This is a genomic window from Ruegeria sp. BF12 (assembly GCF_056538705.1).
Genome location: NZ_JBQFTP010000012.1, coordinates 77,405 through 94,818, shown reverse-complemented (window position 1 = coordinate 94,818; position 17,414 = coordinate 77,405). Strand labels below are relative to the sequence as shown.

Here is a 17,414-nt window from a genome sequence, read left to right as displayed (position 1 = left end):
GTCACATTAAGGTTATCAGGAAATCATTTATTCGGATTTCGTTGAGTACGATAACCCAAGCGATAGTCGTCAACGCAAAACTGCCTGTCAGCCACCATTTGAGGCGGTCGAGTGAACCATGGCGGTACGCGACGATGCCAGAGAGAAGCAGCAGGGCCGTCGAACCGCCGAGCACGCAATAACTCGCGGCGGCGATCTTGCCAAATACGGCCAGCCAGCTCCCTCCCAAGCCAAGTAAAATCAAGGCCATCGGCAAGATGCAGCAGGTCGCAACGCCAAATGCGGTAAACGATCTAAGAAAACTCGCCCCTACAAATTTGCTCATAGTCAGCTTTCTCCGACTTTGACGATCTTGGGCGGAAGCCGGTTCGGCTTCCTCGATTTTTGCTTCGTGCGGTTTGCGAAATTCGACATCATGACCGACAATATGCATCCTGTAGTGGCTACAGGTTCAAGGGAAAGGTCATCACATGATTGCGATTGGCGAAGTGGCGAGATTGACCGGCCTGTCGATCGAGACGATCCGCTACTACGAACGGGAAGGCATAGTCGAGAAAGCCGGTCGAACCGCCTCGGGGCGCCGCGCTTACACGGAACGGGAAATATCCGAGCTCAGATTCATCAAACGCTGCCGCGATCTTGGCTTTACTATTCAGGATGCATGTGCACTTCGCGAATTGTCCAAAGCGCCGGAGCAAGCCTGTCGTGACGCCGAAGGCGTCGCAACAAGACACCTCGACAACGTTAGGTCAAAAATCGCCGCTCTCCAACGGCTGGAGCAAGCATTGGTAGAACTTGTGCAGACCTGTGCTGAAGGAGAAGCAGCATGCCCCCTGCTAACGGCGTTGCTCAACGAGCCTGTCGTCAAAGATGTCATTAGCGGCCATTAATTGCAGCGCCCGGAAAAACCGAAACTGCCTATCCCAGTTTGTGGAGGAGCGGCTTCATTGTCCCAGTATTTCGTAACCTTAAACGATGACGGCCGATCTCTGTTGTATATTTGTTGAATGAGAGAATTGCGATCAGCTTACCCTCTAAGTCGCTCTGTTAGCTATGCCGGACTGGTGATGGCGTGGATGCTCTGATGCTGTCAACTAAGGAAGAAATACCAAAGAATCTGCAAATTTTTGCCGCTTTACCCCTAGAGGCTAAGAAGTTGTTGCAATGCCTCAAAGCACATGAAGGCTTGGAATGAAATACATTGGCCCGGGAAGTTTGGATACCTCAGAGGAACGAGCATGGAGAAGGCAGATATGACAAATCCCACTTTAGTTCAGGGAATGTTATCGAAAAACCTGCTGGGTTATCTCCCAATGATCTGTTTTATATGCAGCTTTTTTGTGTCTGCCGCTACATCGCAAGCCTCTGAGCTTCCCTTGATCAAACTAGATAGAGAAATGCGAGCGCCGTCGGGTGCCAAATCACTATGCAAAGACTACTCGTGGGCGTGCGCGAGCGCTCGTAGTTCTGGTCTGTCCGTGGCACAAGAAAATCAGATCGTTAAAACGATCAACACGCGCGTCAATCGGAGAATCCGTGCCGTTTCGGATCAAAGCCAATATGGGACAAAGGAATACTGGACACTGCCGACGCAAGGGTCAGGAGATTGCGAAGACTTCGCTTTGCAAAAGAAGTTTGAACTTGTGCAGAATGGTTTGGATCCTACGAAGCTACTAATTGCGACTGTCTTGGACACCAATCGCAATGGCCATGCTGTTCTAGTCTATCGCTCGAGTGAAGGCGATTTGGTTCTGGACAATGTTACCAACAGGATCAAAACGTGGAAGGAAACGAGGTATCTTTTCCTAAGAATACAGGACCCACTACACCCTGACCGTTGGGTGCAGGTTTCTAGCGGCTAAACCGTTGGGTAAACATTGGTTGCCTCTCGCAATTGATGTCACGACCTGCATTGTTCTGGGCGCATATTTGAGTTTCGTTGCTCCGTCCGACTCGTCCATCTGCTTGTGTTTGCACCATTGCGTGTGAACGAATTCGATCCGCGCGCCAGATATCTCCGAGGTGTTGTATTGGCCCACCGCTGGGATTCCGCAAGCCATACACGTAGACAATGGGCGCGTTTCCGCAGCGAAACCTTCCATTTGACCTGCTCAGATTGGGGTATCTCCGTCAAGTAAAGGCCACTGGGTCGAGCGCATTACGGCGACGATATCGAACGCCTGATTAGGACGACCATGGAGGCCGTTCATCTACTTTAGGGAAGAACGCAATCATCCCCCAAGGATAAGGGGAAATGCGACGGCTCCGGCACTGCGTCGATGACATTGGAGGAGTTCGAAGACTGGCTGCACCCGGAGATATGCCGTTATCACAACACCCGTCACAGCGGGTTGCGGCGAGCACCGATGGCAGCTTGGGCGATCCTCAGTTCTGGTGACGCAGACAGAAAAGTTTTTGATGCCTAGGCGTTTCGCATCAGCGAACTTTCTTTTGAATGTCGTCAGTTGGCGCGACGCATTCAGTCCCATGATCGGTCGTGGTAACGATCAAGCACGAACCCCGCTATATGTCCCGGATCTGGACTGTAAATGACGATAGAACGAACCTAGTTACGCGCTACAAGAACCTGTCGCGTCCCAGAATTCACCTTGGGAGGCGCGGTGCGCGCGGACCTGAAAATAGGCGTGTAATGGCGAGCCGATCCCGGAGGCAATGCTGTTTCAGATTATTGAAGAACAAAGATGTTTCGCGTGAGCTGTTCCACTTCATCGCCTACCACCTGCTTCAGCTCAATCTCACATAGAAACTTGGAAATCTCTTCGTCTGATGGTTGCTTCTTCGCTCTGCCAAATCCCCGTCTCGCACTCGGTGTATTTGCATAGTTTTAGAGGGCTAGGGCTAATGTGTGCTTGTTGCTCGAGTATAGACTCTTTTCCAGATTTAGAGTCAAAACAGGTATTGAAACCGAGCTAACAACCGACCAGCAAATATGAAATCTCAGATGGAAGTTCTCGATCAAGGATCAGCCTGACGCATGTGCCTGCCTACCCTCACGCTTTGCAGAACCTGCCGCGACGCGGATTCCACCCTTTATAATCAGCTAGCCGCAACGCTGGAGGCATCGGGGGTGCAAGCCGAGTTGCAGCAAGTAGATTGCATGTCCGGTTGTCGCCGACCACAGACGTTGGCGGTGCGACAAAGCGGCAAGACCGCCTATCTGTTCGGAGAGATTACTGCAGTCGATCTTCCGGACATAATGATTTTCATGCGGATGTATGAGGACAGTACTGACGGCGACTTCGCTGACGCCAGGAAGCTAGGTAAGCTACGTTTCAAGGCGATTGCACGTATACCGGCACAAAAAAGATAGCCCACATGCAACTTGCCGGCCAAAACTCCGGTGTGGAGTTTTCAGCTTACAGTTTGTGTTTTTCGACTTAGCCTTCTGCACTTAGCGGCTAAAATCTAAACCAATCCTGCCATTACTTAAGATTAACCGCTGCAGAATGCTATGATGTCGCTTTCGTACTTGACGGAACGCAGCACTATGGAAGAATAAAGGCTTCTACGGTGTCCAAAGGTGCTTACGCACTGGGACTGAAACGGGAATGAGGACGGTGCATTAAACTACTGCACTGAAGCCTTGACCGCCCCCGCGACTGTGAGCGGCGAGCGGCCTTCCAATACCACTGGCGTAATGGCGCCGGGAAGGGGGAAGTCTGCTGTGACCTGCGAGTCAGGAGACCGGCCGTAGAATGGACACAACTTATGCCGTCGGGTGTGACGGTGAGGAGGATTAAAATGACGACAAAAACGATCAAGGCATCCGCCGCTGGCGCATCCTTTCTGCCTGCAGTATTCGCCGTGGTTCTGGGTCTGGGGATCATTACCGTGACTGGCCATGTTCAGGCTTCTGGCCTGCATGACGCGGCTCATGATGTGCGCCACGCAACTGGCTTCCCCTGCCACTAAGACAATGTTCAGTCGTATTCTGACCAGCGGCTTGTTCGCTGGTGCTGCAGCGGGGCTGATTGCCGCCCTTCTGCAGTTGTATTTCGTGCAGCCCGTGCTACTTCACGCCGAGCTCTATGAAGGCGGCGACCTGGTACATTTTGGCGCTGATCCGGTAACTGCGCATCCCGACCTGCCCGGCATGTTCGCCGAGCCGATGCGCGATGGTCTCAGCATTATCTTCACCACGCTTACGTACACTGGTTATGCGCTAGTCCTGGCGGCTTTGATGTCGGTAGCCGAACGTCAGGGGCATGAAATCAACGGCCGCACCGGCCTGCTTTGGGGTCTTGCGGGCTTTGTCGCCTTCCACTTTGCTCCTGGCTTGTCGCTGGCTCCAGAAGTTCCCGGAGTGGCGGCAGCAGATGTCGGAGAGCGTCAGATCTGGTGGACGGTCACCGTTGCCGCAGCCGGCGTGGCCATGTGGCTGATTGCCTTTGGAGGTAACCTGGTAAGCTACCTGATTGCGGCCGTGCTGCTAATGGTACCGCATATTATCGGGGCCCCTGAGCCCGACAGTTTCTCTGGGCCGGTTCCGACCGAGATCGGGGCGCTTTTTGCTGCCCGGGCCTTCGGCATCGGCATGGCCGCCTGGGCACTCTTGGGCAGTTTCACCGGCTACTTCTGGCAGACAGAAGGCAAGCGCGCAGGCGCTGCAGTCTGATCGCGCTCCTCCATTGCTACCCCGCTGGTTACACCGGCGGGGGCTTTCTTTATTGAGGATGACAAGATGTCCCGTTCTCTCGCTCTCTTTGCCATCGGACTTGTCTTTGGCGGCGGTGCTGGCTTTGTGATTGCCGCCAGCAGCGGTAGCACCTTTGAGAGCCATGATCATACTGACCCGGCCCAACATGGCGGCAACATGGAGATGGCAGCGCACGACCACTCCGCGGCCACTAATCTACCTGCCGACAGCGACGCCCCCAGTGTGGCGATCCAGATGATTAAGGATCCTATGGCGGGCTGGAATCTGCGTGTGACACCGCAGAACTTTCGCTTTGCTCCGGAAAATGCTTCCTCGGCTGACGTTCCAGGCGAAGGTCACGCGCATGTTTATATCAACGGCGAAAAGCTGGGCCGCCTTTATGCCAATTGGTTACACCTTCCGTCGCTCCCCGATGGCAATGTTGAGGTAAAAGTTTCTCTCAATGGCAACAGCCACAGCCCTCTGATGGTTGAGGGTGTGCCCGTAGAGGCCAAAGTGACCGTCCAGCCTGACGGCGATGACTCCTGAGTGACATTCCTGGCTGAGAAGACAACTACGTGGGTTCAGCAGGTCAAAGCGGCAAGTACAGCGTGCGTGCGGGTTTTTGCCGCTCTGTATCCAAGAACAGACAAGCTGTTGCAAAGCACCGCAGAACATGAAGGCTTGCGATAGAGTACTCTTGGTCCGGCAGTTGCGGATGCACTGGAAAACTGAGCATGGGGAAGGCAGATATGACAAAACCCACTTTAGCTCAGGAACGGTTTTCGGAAAAGATACCGGTTTATCTATCGATAGCCGGTTTCATATGCAGTTACTTTGTCTCTACCGCTACATTGCAAGCCTCTGAGCTTCCCTTCATCGATCTTGATAGAAAGATTGAAGCGCCGTCGGGGGCCAAATCACTATGCAATGATTACTCTTGGGCGTGCGCGAAAACTCGTAGTTCTGGACTGTCCGAGGCGCAGGAAAAGCAGATCGTTAAAACGATCAACATGCGCGTCAATCGGAGGATTCGCGCCGTTTCGGATCAAAGCCAATATGGTACAAAGGAGTACTGGACCCTGCCGACACATGGATCAGGAGATTGCGAAGACTTCGCTTTGCAAAAGAAGTTTGAACTTGTGCAGAACGGTTTGGATCCTACGAAGCTACTAATTGCAACTGTCTTGGACACCAATCGCAGTGGCCATGCTGTTCTAGTCTATCGCTCGAGTGAAGGCGATTTGGTTCTGGACAATGTTACCAACAGGATCAAAACGTGGAAGGAAACAAAGTATCTATTCCTTCGAATACAGGACCCGATTCACCCTGACCGTTGGGTGCAGATTGCTAACGGCTAAAAGTAAATGTGGCGCGCCACAATAAGCACTGGCCCTTTAACTTCTGGTTCTTTGCGGCGTTCAGTTGAGGTCTCCGCTTTTTCTTTCGATCAGACTTTCACCGTGTAAGTAACCGGCCTGCGGCGGCAACACTGGAAAGCGCGATTTTGGCGCCGTTCACGATGCCCGGTTCGATATGCACTTTCTTTCTCCCAAAGCCTCACCCGGCGCCTAACGGTAGATCTCCTGACTCGCGACTGAACGCTCACGGAAATGGGTCATTTACGGAATTGGCACCATTGAGCTCACCGCGCCGATTCCCCGTCTTATTCCTTTGGCTTGCATCGCCGGAAATCGAAAACATGTAAGCCCAATTGGCCCGAAGCTGCGTATTTGAGCGTCAGGTGGAACAAGAGAATAAGATGTGTAACTTTGGTCATTCGCGGCACCACGCATGAGCTTACGCAGAGCGGACAAAACAGTCTTTCGCAGCGACTAAAGCAATGTCCGCTCATAGTTTAGTGATCGTGGTGACACAGTTTATGATCGGCAAGAGACGCGAGTACATAGCAGTTCTCTGACCCCCCCTCGTTATCACAGCCCTTCGAAATCCGAATTAGCTCTTTTTCAAGTGCCCGTAGTCGTTTGATCTTTGCTCTTACTTCGGAAAGTTGTGAGACGGCGATGTCCGTCGCGGCTTGGCATGAACAATCCGGGTGGCCTTGAAGCACAATCAATTCGGAGATCGCTTCAATTGAGAAACCAAGATCGCGCGCATGTTTGATGAAACTTACACGCTCCAGCCCTGCCATATCGTAGCGCCGTTGGGCGCCTTCGGTGCGTTCTGGTGCGGCAAGTAGGCCCATCTCCTCATAGTAGCGGATAGTCGGAACTTTGACCTTCGTGCGCTTGGAAAGCTCCCCGATAGAAAACATGAAAATACCTCTTGAACCTCTAGTAACTAGAGACACTACACTATGGTTACGACAGATACAAAAAGGCTTCCCAATGTCAGGATGTTGCGCACACAACGCCAAATTCGACGGGGTATCAGACGACTACAAAAGGCGGCTGTGGATTGTCATTGCTCTGAACGCGGCGATGTTCGTCGTCGAGATGACTGCTGGTCACTATGCAAAGTCTCAGGCACTTCAGGCCGACGCTCTAGACTTCCTTGGGGATGCTTTGACCTACGGTATCTCGCTGGCAGTGATCGGGGCTTCAATCCGTGCACGCACCAATGCCGCTCTGGCCAAAGGGGTGAGCTTGCTGCTGATGGGTCTTTGGGTGTTTGGATCGACCGTGTACCGGGTGTTCTATGTCGGAGTGCCGGAGGCCGAGATCATGGGCATCGTTGGCTTTTTCGCTCTTATGACCAATCTCGCAAGTGTTCTCTTGCTCGTCCGTTACAAGGACGGCGATGCAAATGTGCGCTCTGTCTGGCTATGTTCGCGTAATGACGCCATTGGCAATGTGGCCGTTATGTTTGCAGCTTTAGGCGTCTGGGGCACAGCTAGCGGTTGGCCTGACCTGATTGTTGCGGCGGTCATGGCAACGTTGTTTCTTTCCTCTGCTTTCCAGATCGTGCGCCAAGCGCTCGCCGAGCGCCGGGAAGTTGGCGAACATCAGCATGTTTGACGTGGATCATGACCTTTGATCTCGAATGATGCGAAATTGACTCAATTGAGTTGGAAATACAAAGGGCTCTCACTATGGACCTGAAACGCCGCCAAGTACTGACTTACGCCGCTGGCTTTGCCAGCACAGTACCATTTGCCGTGTTTGCGCAAGACACGCCTTCCATCCATGTTCTCAAGGATCCGAACTGCGGCTGTTGCCAGGTTTGGATCGACATCCTACGGCAGGAAGGCTTTCGCGTTACCGAGGAGCGCAGCTTTGGAACACAGCTTGTCCGCCACAAATTGGACAACGGCATTCCCGAAGAAATGATGTCCTGCCACACAGGCGAGATCGATGGCTATATGATCGAGGGGCATGTGCCTGTTGCCGACATTCGTCGTCTGCTGGAGGAGCAACCCAATGCTGTTGGACTTGCTGTTCCTGACATGCCCTACGGTTCCCCTGGGATGGGGCCGGAAGATCGTCGTGAGGCCTACGACGTGTTTTTGATCCTCAAGGACGGTAGCACCGAGGTGTTCAAGAGTTACGAAGCGGCCTGAGGCGACGTTCATCGAGCGGAAACAGTAAGGAGGAGAAGATGACGAAGCTTGGATTACGCACTCTTGCCTTGAGCGTTCTGTCTATCACCATTGCTACAGTGGGTTGCGCACAACAACAACGAGGAGATTGGTGGGGTCACGGGCCAATGGGATCTAACCACATGAGGTCTGAGCACATGCGTGGTTGGGGGCACGGCAATATGGGGCCTGGCCAGCAGCAGCGCATGCAACGACATTGGACGTATATGAACGAGGACGTGCCCGCAGCCTACCGCGGGGCTCGGAGCACCATTCGTGCAACGCCCGAGAATGTTTCGGAGGGCAAGACGCTATACACGGAAAACTGCGCAAGCTGTCATGGAGCTGAGGGCTTGGGCGATGGTGAAGCCGGACGTTCGCTCGTGCCCTCTCCCGCTCTCCTACGGTGGTTCGTTCAGATGCCGATGTCGGGGGACGAGTACCTTCTTTGGGCAATTTCCGAGGGCGGCGAACGCTTCGGAACAGACATGCCAGCCTTCAAGGAAGCGCTGAGCGAAGAAGACATTTGGAAGATCATCGTTTATATGCGTGCGGGGTTCCCTTGATCTGTCGTCAATCTGTTGGTTTTTGATGAGTGTTTTTGCTGTCGATACAATGACGACAATTCTCAGCAGGCATAAAGCTGACAATGCGCCATTCTAGTAAGTTTCACGGAAGCAGACATTTATGTACGTCGCAGCACGAGCAGGTTAGGGCTCTATCGTTTAATCCGCCGCGCCATGAGCGAACGGCGGCTGTCAGTATCGCGTCACAAAAAGGTAGACCCGTAGGAGACATGCGAATGTGACGAATTATGCTGTCTCAAATGGGTCGATTTCTCCCTAATGTGACAGTCTTCAAGCCTCGCAGACTCAAAAGTTACACATCATAGCTGCGTGTTCACGTCGTGTTCCTCATAACGCCCAAATACGCAGCTTAGGGCCAATTGGGCTATGTAGCGGCTACAATAGAAATTTCGGTTCTTGCAGTTGTATTTATTACCAAATCCAAAGCAAACTCGATCAAAGCAGTGGTTGCGCAACCGGCAACATGATCGACTGGATAAACCAAGTGTTGCCTAAAACCTCTTGAAGCTCTAGCTGCTAGAGGCTTTAAGACTCGAATTTGATCGCAAAAAGGCGATGCAACCACATTACACTTGTGAACCAGGACGAGACTTATGCTGACACGGCGCCATTTCATTCAATCAACCACAGCACTGTTCTCGGCGTCTGCGGCCAGTCCATTGATCGCCAAAACATGGCCAACCTCGTCGCAAAAGACCTATTGGGACAGCCAGGTCACGCCATTTGATTACGATCCAGCGACCTCAAATCCATGGGGCGTTCATGACCGTTTTTTACCACGACGTGTCGTAGCAAATGATGGTTTGGTTCCTGGTGACATCCATGTCGATGCCGTCGCGCGCTATCTTTACCATATCGAGGAAGGCGGGACAGCAATGCGCTATGGCGTAGCGATCGCGCGTGGGAATCTTTACGAGCCCGGTACCTATGCTATCCGGCGCAAGGTCGAGTGGCCACATTGGACGCCAACGGCTTCAATGATCGAGCGCAACCCCGAATACGCGGAATTCCGGGATGGCATGGAACCCGGGCCAAGTAATGCTCTCGGCTCTCGAGCTCTCTACCTATACGTTGGGGGTCGAGATACATATCTCAGAATTCACGGCACACCTCAGCCCAGAAGCATCGGTGGTCGCGCAAGTTCTGGATGTGTGAGAATGATCATGGCTCATATCAATGATCTCTACCCAAATGTAAAAATCGGCTCGACCGCTTTTCTATACTCGGCCGAAGATAGCGTCAAAGCCCGCTCTTAAATATTGGGCAGCGTATACGGACTTCGCTGCTCTCTTTTTTGATCAGGCGTCGCGCGCAGCGCAGATCGGAGCGCCATTCGTCGCGCGCAGTGGTACCAATGTCGTCTCGACAGGTCCGCTGTGCTCATACCAGAAGCAATTGTCATCTGGTAAAAGGCGTGCCGTAGCCAGATCCTGCCCCGGCCCTGCCAGCGCAACGACCGAATCTGGCAGATTGCCTGGTTCGAGTGCTTTACTCTTGCCCTCTGTGAATTGGGCTGAGCAACCGGCAGTAATCGAGACTAACGTGATGGTAATTGCGATCCGTTTCAGCATTGACCTGTTCCAAATTTTTTTACGTCTTCTGCAACTAGGTTGCACCCACACGGCCAGCCCGCAAGAAGGAATGAAGCATCAATATCGCGGGCAACGAACCGGATTGAAAAAGATTGAAAAAGGTATTGAAGCTCTAGTTGCTGTAGGAACTATTTGCAAAGGACCGCAGAGATTCTTGAGGTCTAACTATGTCATCCGATACCCACAACCACGACCATGGCCACGAAAATATACAAGGTCACAACGCGTGCGGCAGTAGCGGGTGTGGTGACATCGCGCCCTCCGGTCCGATTCCCGAAGGTGGCAGAAGCTTTCAGGTCTCTGGCCTAGATTGCGCCGAAGAGGTTGCGATCCTGAACCGGGTTATCGGCCCGAAAGTTGGTGGTGAAGAGCATCTCGCTTTTGATGTCATCAACGGTCGAATGACGCTTCTTGAAAGTTCTGCCAAGATATCTGACGAAGATGTCATGCTGCTGGTTGCCAGCACCGGTATGACCGCCAAACCTTGGGATGACGGAAATGCCGCCCAGGATCAGGCGACGCATATTGCGCGGCAGCGGCGGTTCACCGCACTCAGCGGAGGGTTTTGGGCGGCAGGTTTTGGTTGGCACATTTTCGAAACAGGCATGGGCGGTGCGCTCGGGCTGTTTTCGGGACATGGTGAGGTTCCGATGCCTTTAGCCGAGGCCTCTTTGTTCGCAGTCGCGATCTTGTTTGGCGTCTGGCTGGTGGCCCCCAAGGCCTGGTCTTCGGCGCATCGACTTTCGCCGGATATGAACCTTCTGATGGTTGTTGCCGTCGCTGGTGCCATCGCTCTGGGTGAGTTTTTTGAAGCGGCAACTGTGGCTTTTTTCTTTTCGCTCTCTCTTTATCTGGAAAGCTGGAGTGTCGGACGTGCTCGGAACGCGGTATCCGCGCTGCTTGATCTGGCCCCCCCGACGGTTCGGCTGGTTCGTGCTGACGGCTCAGAGGCAACGGTCCCGGCGGCGGATGTCTTTGTCGGCGACAGCTTCATCGTTCGGGGTGGGGATCGCATTCCACTTGACGGCGAAGTCATCGAAGGGGCGGGTGCCGTTGACCAGGCTCCAATCACAGGTGAAAGCGCGCTGATTCCCAAAGAGCTGGGTGATGAGGTCTATGCCGGCACAATCAATGGTGAAGGCACCCTCAAAATACGTGCAACGAAAACAGCGTCCGATACCGTGCTTGCCAAGATCATCCGGATGGTCGGTGATGCTCATGCTCGCCGTGCGCCGGTTGAGCAGTGGGTTACGAAATTTGCGCGAATCTATACGCCCATCGTTATGGTCGTCGCAGTGGCTATCGCCCTGATCCCGCCGCTTGCATTTGGCGCATCGTGGGGCTTCTGGTTTTACAATGCACTTGTTCTTCTGGTTATCGCCTGCCCCTGTGCACTCGTCATTTCGACGCCGGTTTCAATCGTTGCGGCTTTGACCGCTTCGGCCCGGGCCGGGGTTCTGATTAAGGGCGGTGCATATATCGAAGCCCCCGGGCGTACCTCCGCACTGGCCATGGACAAGACCGGCACGATCACCATGGGCGAGCCCGAAGTGGCCAATGTGTATCCGCTGGGCGACGCATCCGAGCAGGAGCTGTTGGCAAGCGCTGCCAGCCTTGAGGTTCGATCTTCACACCCGCTGGCCCGCGCCATTTTGACCAGGGCAGAACAGACCGACATTTCGATATCGGCGGCTGCAGACATCCAGACCGTTCCCGGTCGTGGTCTGGACGGCCGCACCGAGCGCGGAGGTATCTGGCTTGGCTCCGACCGCTTCGCTGAAGAGAAGGGCTTTGGCGCGTCCATCCCTGCCGAATTGCGCAACCAAATTGAGAGCGCGGGAAGCACACTTGTGGTTGTCGGGGATGAGAACGGAGTCACCGGCTTGCTTGAGCTGCGGGACCGCATTCGCCCCGAAGCCCGAAACATTGTGGCCCGGCTCCACGCGCAGGGCGTGAAGTCGATCATCATGCTGACAGGTGACAACGAACAAACCGCGAGAGCGGTGGCAGCCGAAGTCGGTATCGACGAAGTCCGGGCTCAGCTTCTACCGGAAGACAAGGTCGCTGCGATTGAGGAACTGGCAGAACAGCACGAGATGGTTGCGATGATCGGCGATGGCGTCAACGACGCGCCTGCGATGGCTCGGGCACATTATGCAGTTGCGATGGGTGCAGTTGGGTCTGATGCTGCGATTGAGACCGCAGACATTGCTCTGATGACTGATGACATCGCTAAAGTACCCTGGCTGATCGACCATTCACGTCGAACCATGTCGATCATCCGTCAGAACATCGGCTTCTCACTTGCGACCAAAGCATTGTTTGTCACTCTGACGGGTTTTGGTTTGGCGTCCATGTGGGGGGCAATCGCCGCGGATGTCGGAGTGTCCTTGCTGGTCGTGGCCAATGCCTTACGGCTTCTGAAAGCTCCGGAAGATCACACCGCCCAGACTGCGGCAAATACCCTTGGCTCGCAGGGAATAGGCGCTGCGACCACATAAGAGTGGAAGCCGGACTTCAAGGTGTCCGGCTTTCGCCTCGCTTACTGGCGCGTTACATCAGGCGCACAACTGCGATCGAAAGAAAAAACGCCACCAGGCCAAAAGCGATGGCATATCCTGTAGCGTATTGAAGAATATCAAGGCTGTTGCCATTCCGGCGCTTTGCCAGGACCCCACCCCAAACGGCGCCAACCAAGGCCCCCGCGATTGCCATCATTTTACATCCTCTGATTTGGTTCTTCTGGAGTGCAGTCCGCTTCAGGCGCGCATACCTGCAAACTGATAGCCGCGCTCCTGAAGCCGTTTTAAGAAACTCTCACGAACTAGATTCGCGTTTTTTTGCGACGGGATTGCCCAGCTGTTCCTCAAGCTGTGCCCGAGCATTTCTTAAGCGTTTTCGCGCTGCTTCGCTTTCAACCTCGTTGTTCGCAGCGGCAGCAAGTCGATCGTCAGAAAGCGGGTCCGTTGGGCGCCCGTCAACCAATACTTCATAATGAAGATTGGGGCCGGTCGCAGTGCCGCTCGACCCGACACGGCCAACCATCTCGCCAGCCTCCACGCGCTGACCTTTGGATAGACCTTCGGCGGTTGCGCTAAGATGCGTATATCGCGTGACCGTGTCCGATCCATGAGCGATTTCCACCACACGCCCATACCCCCCGCGCCAACCAACATAGGATACCCGGCCCGGAGCTGTCGCATGTACCGGCGTGCCGCGTGCAGCAGCAAAATCGACACCTGTATGCATCCGCACATTGCCGTAGACCGGGTGTTTTCGCCGACCAAAGACTGAACTCAGGCGCGCGCCTTCGACGGGTTGGGCAAAGACACGAAGAAGTTCACCATCAACATAGATCGTGGCGCGACCGTTGTCGTCGTCTGGCCATGCTATTTCGTAAAGCCGATCATCAACTTCCAGCGCCGCAAAAATGAGCTCGGACTGGCCTACCTTCTCGCCATCAATGCTCTTTTCACGCCAGAGAAGCCGAAGCGTTTCGCCACCGGTCAGATCGCGTCGAAAATCCACTGTGCCGCTCAGCATTTGAGCGAGATCCACCGCAAAACGAACCGGGATCTTTGCGCTGCTCAGAGCATTTGAGATCGAAGTTTCGATCTCTGTTTTGCGGGCCAGAATGACAGTGTCGGGTTCCGGTGAGACCACGCGCGTGGACAACGTCTCGCTAAGTGTCACTTCAATTCTCACGCCATCGTCCACGGCGAGCTCCACACTCCGCAGTTGATCCGCTGCCGTTGCAACGACTGTTATCGAGTGACCCGGCCGCAAGCGCCGCAAGTCGTATTCAGCGCCAAGTGCAAGTGCGATTTCGGCGCGATCGGTTGCGTCGATCCCCGCGTCAGACAGCATACTGTCGAGTGTGTCACCCACTGCAAGCTCGCGCGTCCATGTTCGTGAAGGTGGTTCAACAGGTGGCAAAGGTTCCTCTGCCTGAATGGGTTCCGGCTGAGCAGGTCGAATCGATACGGGGCTTGGAGCGAGTTCTGCCGATGGTACGTTCAGCAACGGAGCCGATGTGATCTGCGGTTCCGCAGGAAGTTTGGGCACCTGAAAGACCGTGGGCGCAGGCGCCGTCATTTCAGACCTGTTCGAGGCAATGAACATGATCGAAGCAATCGAGACGCTGCTGATCGCGATCGCCGAGGTTGCTAGAAATCGTGCGTTCATGATGTTGTATCCGCTCCACTTTTCAAAGCGCGGCGGATCTTGGGTACAGCGAATTCTTTCTGCTCATGATAGTCGATGGTGCTGACAAATTCGCCTGTGGGGCTAAACAGAAATACACTTGCAGTGTGGTTCATTGTGTAGTCGCCATCTTCCATTGGAACTTTTTCATAAGTGGCGCGAAAATCGTCCGCGGCCTGAGCGATTTGGTCCGAAACGCCGACCCATCCGCGAATTGCCGGATGAAAGTAGCTGACATAATCGGCCATGGCTTCAACGGTGTCTCTTTCAGGGTCTACAGTTATGAACACGACGTTCACCTCATCCGCGTCATTGCCCAGATCATCCAGCCAGAGGGAAATATCTGAGAGTGTCGTCGGGCAAACATCCGGACAGTAGGTAAAGCCGAAGAACACCATTGTTGCACGTCCGACCAGCGATTGCGGGGTGACGGTAGTCCCTTCGTGATCGACCATGCGAAAACTCATGCCCGACAACGCAAGGGGACGAAGGCGATCAGATTGAGCCGCTCCCGGCCCATCCACTTGCCACCATCCAGCAAAGAGTGTCAGGCCGATTACACCAAGTCCAGCAGCCCCGAATTTGAGAACGCGTCGCCGCTGCATCAGTTCCCAGGGCCTCGCGCAGCAATGCCAAATATCGGCACGTTGACAGTCTTTTCTGCGCCATCGGCAAAGATAAGAGTCAGCGTAAAGCTCTCGCCTTCGGTCATAGGGCGTTGCAGCCGCATGAGCATTGCGTGGAGCCCGCCCGGCTCAAGCGCTACGGAACCGCCCGGCGCAATTTCCAGCTCGCCAGCTGGTGCCATGGAACTGACGCCCTCTGCATTGGTCGATGTCTGATGGATCTCGGGCATCATCGCAAGATCGGTGCGGATAGACGTCAGCGTTACGGCCTCGTTGCCGGTGTTGCGGATCGTCATGTAAGCGACGCCAGGTCGGTTGGTACCAATAGAAGCGCGCGACCAGGCATCTTCAACGACAACATCATCGACCCCTGCCAGTACCGGTGCCGATAGAATGGCCGTCAGACCGAATGCACTTAGCATTCCTGCTGGAAATGTATTTTTTGCAGTGAGTCTCATAGTACCTCTCGCTACTGCTCAGCTTTGCAGTGCTGCAACTTCTGCAGCGACCAGGCGTCTCAATTCAGCCTCACCAAACGGATCCAGAGATTTGCCATTGACGAAGAATGTCGGAGTTTGCCGTATACCGACCGCTTCGACATCAGCGCGATCCTGATTGAGCACACCGACTGTCTGGGGTGCGAGCATTTGTGCCTGCGCGGCCTCGGCATCCAGTCCCGCTGCTGCTGCAATTCGAATAATAAGACCAGGTTCAGGCGCACCATGCGCGGCCCATTTGGGCTGCTCTCGCAACACGGCTTCCAGCACTGGTTCAAAGACCCCCTGCATGCGTGCCGCTTCAAGCACGCGGATCGCCTCCTCTGAGCCCTCGCCATGGAAAGGGGTGTACCGGATCACAACGCGCACGGCGTCTCCATGCTGTGCCATGATGTCCTTCACGACCGGATGAAAGGCGCGGCAGGCTTCACAAGCCGGATCGAAAAATTCGACGATTGTAACCGGTGCGTCCTTTGGGCCGAGAACAGGCGAGTAGGAACGGATAAGTGTTTCAGCGATTTCGGGTGCGACAGGCTCGGTATTGCCTGAAGCGGTCGTTCGGTTCACGTACCAGGAAGCGGCTCCGAATCCGGCACCACCGAATGCGAGAACGGACAAAATCAGGCCACGTCTGTTCATACTTGTTTCTCCTTGAGTGAAAGGGCGCACAGAACGCCGATTAGCGCGAATGAAACGAGCGCCATCAGCGGAATCGGGATGCCCAAAACACTTTGATTTGCGTCCGTGCAGGACGGACCACTGGCCGAGCATGGTTGGATTTTTTCGGGGATTAGACCAGCATACAGGCCCATGTGCCACAAGGCGACAGCAGCGCCCCCCAATGCCAGTGCTATCCCATATCGGCCCACGTTCTGGTCCTGCCACCACAGGCCAAGCCCCAGTACGATCGCCAATGGGAACATGAACGCACGCTGGAACCAGCACAGCACACAGGGCGTCTGCCCCAGGATCTCTCCAATGAACAGAACAGAAAGAGACGCAACCAGGGCAATCGCCCAGGCCAGGCCAAGAAGTGTATCTTTGGAAAACCGGGACATGGTGCTCAGAGTCTCTGTTTCAGATCCGCAAGAATTTCTTCGGCAGGCGTGCCATATGACCAGGACTGAACGAATCCAGCGTCCTTGTTGAACAGAAACAGATGAGAGGTATGCCCCATCGTATAACCGTCCGGCGCAGTGGCTTGTTCGATCCGTTCGTAGAAAATCGGAAAGGTCTTGGACGTTTGCGCAATCTGTTCTGGCGTGCCTGTAAGCCCAATGATCCCCGCATCGAAAAGTGGTATATACTCGGCCAGGACGGTCGGAGTGTCGCGCTCGGGGTCGATGGATATGAAGATAGGTTGCACTTGGGTTGATTGATTTCCCAGACCTTCCTGCACTGCTGCCACCTCGGACAGTGTTGTAGGGCAAACGTCGGGGCAGTTGGTGAAACCGAAAAACACCAACATCCACTTGCCTGCAAAGTCGTTCTGGGTACGGACAACACCAGAGTGATCTGTCAGTTCGAACCTGGCTTCGAACGGAACAGACCCCTCCTCAATCCGCGCAGGTCTATATTCTGACCACAGCATCAGATAGGCAAATGCCACCGTTGCGACACCAGCCAGTACCCATAAGATTTTTTGAAATACGGTCAGTTTCAAAGTTAGCCGTCCGCCTGTGATTCTTGGTTCAGAACGGCATGTACACCCTCT

22 protein-coding genes and 1 riboswitch are annotated in these 17,414 nt (G+C 54.3%); of the genes, 12 read left to right on the top strand and 10 right to left on the bottom strand.

The genetic code is table 11. The features are described from left to right. Window position 1: 1 nt before the first annotated feature. Complete coding sequence (locus tag ACR0J0_RS17810) at window positions 2-325, bottom strand: hypothetical protein (protein ID WP_171676552.1); 324 nt, start codon at window positions 323-325, stop codon at window positions 2-4. 145 nt (window positions 326-470) lie between these two features. Here ACR0J0_RS17810 and ACR0J0_RS17805 point away from each other — a divergent pair, with 145 nt between their 5' ends. The 7 genes from ACR0J0_RS17805 to ACR0J0_RS17775 all read left to right on the top strand — a co-directional run bounded on the left by ACR0J0_RS17805 (window position 471) and on the right by ACR0J0_RS17775 (window position 6,018). Continuing rightward, window positions 471-890, top strand: a complete 420-nt coding sequence (locus tag ACR0J0_RS17805; RefSeq protein ID WP_170481544.1) for a MerR family transcriptional regulator — start codon at window positions 471-473, stop codon at window positions 888-890. A 348-nt stretch (window positions 891-1,238) separates the two neighbouring features. Then, complete coding sequence (locus ACR0J0_RS17800; protein ID WP_253762183.1) at window positions 1,239-1,862, top strand: transglutaminase-like cysteine peptidase; 624 nt, start codon at window positions 1,239-1,241, stop codon at window positions 1,860-1,862. Between the two features lie 1,133 nt (window positions 1,863-2,995). Continuing rightward, window positions 2,996-3,331: a DUF1636 family protein gene (locus tag ACR0J0_RS17795; protein WP_170481541.1), complete on the top strand. Its 336-nt coding sequence runs from the start codon at window positions 2,996-2,998 to the stop codon at window positions 3,329-3,331. A gap of 181 nt (window positions 3,332-3,512) precedes the next feature. Beyond that, window positions 3,513-3,728: riboswitch (cobalamin riboswitch) on the top strand. A 34-nt stretch (window positions 3,729-3,762) separates the two neighbouring features. Continuing rightward, on the top strand, window positions 3,763-3,933 hold the full coding sequence (locus tag ACR0J0_RS17790) for a CbtB domain-containing protein (protein WP_170481539.1): 171 nt from the start codon (window positions 3,763-3,765) through the stop codon (window positions 3,931-3,933). 4 nt (window positions 3,934-3,937) lie between these two features. Next, window positions 3,938-4,636 (top strand): CbtA family protein, encoded by a 699-nt coding sequence (locus tag ACR0J0_RS17785; RefSeq protein ID WP_171676554.1) that lies wholly within the window; start codon window positions 3,938-3,940, stop codon window positions 4,634-4,636. A 66-nt stretch (window positions 4,637-4,702) separates the two neighbouring features. After that, on the top strand, window positions 4,703-5,206 hold the full coding sequence (locus tag ACR0J0_RS17780; protein ID WP_171676556.1) for a hypothetical protein: 504 nt from the start codon (window positions 4,703-4,705) through the stop codon (window positions 5,204-5,206). 203 nt (window positions 5,207-5,409) lie between these two features. Continuing rightward, the gene (locus ACR0J0_RS17775; RefSeq protein ID WP_480634869.1) at window positions 5,410-6,018 is read left to right on the top strand and encodes a transglutaminase-like cysteine peptidase; all 609 of its coding nucleotides are present in this window, start codon (window positions 5,410-5,412) and stop codon (window positions 6,016-6,018) included. 497 nt (window positions 6,019-6,515) lie between these two features. On the opposite strand, the gene ACR0J0_RS17770 is transcribed toward ACR0J0_RS17775, so the two are convergent. Next, window positions 6,516-6,932, bottom strand: a complete 417-nt coding sequence (locus ACR0J0_RS17770) for a MerR family transcriptional regulator (RefSeq protein ID WP_171676669.1) — start codon at window positions 6,930-6,932, stop codon at window positions 6,516-6,518. A gap of 73 nt (window positions 6,933-7,005) precedes the next feature. On the opposite strand from ACR0J0_RS17770, the gene ACR0J0_RS17765 reads away from it, so the two are divergent. The 4 genes from ACR0J0_RS17765 to ACR0J0_RS17750 all read left to right on the top strand — a co-directional run bounded on the left by ACR0J0_RS17765 (window position 7,006) and on the right by ACR0J0_RS17750 (window position 10,038). Further along, window positions 7,006-7,635: a cation efflux transmembrane domain-containing protein gene (locus tag ACR0J0_RS17765; RefSeq protein WP_171676671.1), complete on the top strand. Its 630-nt coding sequence runs from the start codon at window positions 7,006-7,008 to the stop codon at window positions 7,633-7,635. A gap of 74 nt (window positions 7,636-7,709) precedes the next feature. Further along, on the top strand, window positions 7,710-8,177 hold the full coding sequence (locus ACR0J0_RS17760; protein WP_171676673.1) for a DUF411 domain-containing protein: 468 nt from the start codon (window positions 7,710-7,712) through the stop codon (window positions 8,175-8,177). Between the two features lie 161 nt (window positions 8,178-8,338). Continuing rightward, window positions 8,339-8,761, top strand: coding sequence for a c-type cytochrome (locus ACR0J0_RS17755; RefSeq protein ID WP_480665412.1), 423 nt, complete (start codon window positions 8,339-8,341; stop codon window positions 8,759-8,761). Window positions 8,762-9,375: 614 nt separating this feature from the next. Then, on the top strand, window positions 9,376-10,038 hold the full coding sequence (locus tag ACR0J0_RS17750) for a L,D-transpeptidase (protein WP_171676677.1): 663 nt from the start codon (window positions 9,376-9,378) through the stop codon (window positions 10,036-10,038). 42 nt (window positions 10,039-10,080) lie between these two features. On the opposite strand, the gene ACR0J0_RS17745 is transcribed toward ACR0J0_RS17750, so the two are convergent. Next, window positions 10,081-10,353 carry a hypothetical protein gene (locus tag ACR0J0_RS17745; protein ID WP_171676679.1) on the bottom strand — a complete coding sequence of 91 codons (273 nt, stop codon included), beginning with the start codon at window positions 10,351-10,353 and terminating at the stop codon, window positions 10,081-10,083. Window positions 10,354-10,541: 188 nt separating this feature from the next. Here ACR0J0_RS17745 and ACR0J0_RS17740 point away from each other — a divergent pair, with 188 nt between their 5' ends. After that, window positions 10,542-12,875, top strand: a complete 2,334-nt coding sequence (locus ACR0J0_RS17740) for a heavy metal translocating P-type ATPase (protein WP_171676681.1) — start codon at window positions 10,542-10,544, stop codon at window positions 12,873-12,875. Window positions 12,876-12,927: 52 nt separating this feature from the next. Here the strand turns inward: ACR0J0_RS17740 and ACR0J0_RS17735 are convergent, their stop codons facing one another. From ACR0J0_RS17735 to ACR0J0_RS17705, 7 genes are all read right to left on the bottom strand, one after another. Continuing rightward, window positions 12,928-13,092, bottom strand: a complete 165-nt coding sequence (locus ACR0J0_RS17735) for a hypothetical protein (protein WP_170481525.1) — start codon at window positions 13,090-13,092, stop codon at window positions 12,928-12,930. 99 nt (window positions 13,093-13,191) lie between these two features. Then, window positions 13,192-14,559, bottom strand: a complete 1,368-nt coding sequence (locus ACR0J0_RS17730) for a M23 family metallopeptidase (RefSeq protein ID WP_171676683.1) — start codon at window positions 14,557-14,559, stop codon at window positions 13,192-13,194. Beyond that, on the bottom strand, window positions 14,556-15,182 hold the full coding sequence (locus ACR0J0_RS17725) for an SCO family protein (protein WP_171676685.1): 627 nt from the start codon (window positions 15,180-15,182) through the stop codon (window positions 14,556-14,558). The genes ACR0J0_RS17730 and ACR0J0_RS17725 overlap by 4 nt, the downstream gene beginning before the upstream one ends. Continuing rightward, window positions 15,182-15,625, bottom strand: a complete 444-nt coding sequence (locus tag ACR0J0_RS17720) for a copper chaperone PCu(A)C (protein ID WP_171676687.1) — start codon at window positions 15,623-15,625, stop codon at window positions 15,182-15,184. Before ACR0J0_RS17720 ends, ACR0J0_RS17725 begins: the two co-directional genes overlap by 1 nt. Window positions 15,626-15,679: 54 nt before the next feature. Then, window positions 15,680-16,339, bottom strand: coding sequence for a DsbA family protein (locus tag ACR0J0_RS17715; protein WP_171676689.1), 660 nt, complete (start codon window positions 16,337-16,339; stop codon window positions 15,680-15,682). Further along, window positions 16,336-16,758: a disulfide bond formation protein B gene (locus tag ACR0J0_RS17710; RefSeq protein WP_171676691.1), complete on the bottom strand. Its 423-nt coding sequence runs from the start codon at window positions 16,756-16,758 to the stop codon at window positions 16,336-16,338. Before ACR0J0_RS17710 ends, ACR0J0_RS17715 begins: the two co-directional genes overlap by 4 nt. 5 nt (window positions 16,759-16,763) lie before the next feature. Next, window positions 16,764-17,363, bottom strand: a complete 600-nt coding sequence (locus tag ACR0J0_RS17705) for an SCO family protein (RefSeq protein ID WP_371810752.1) — start codon at window positions 17,361-17,363, stop codon at window positions 16,764-16,766. Window positions 17,364-17,414 lie beyond the last annotated feature (51 nt).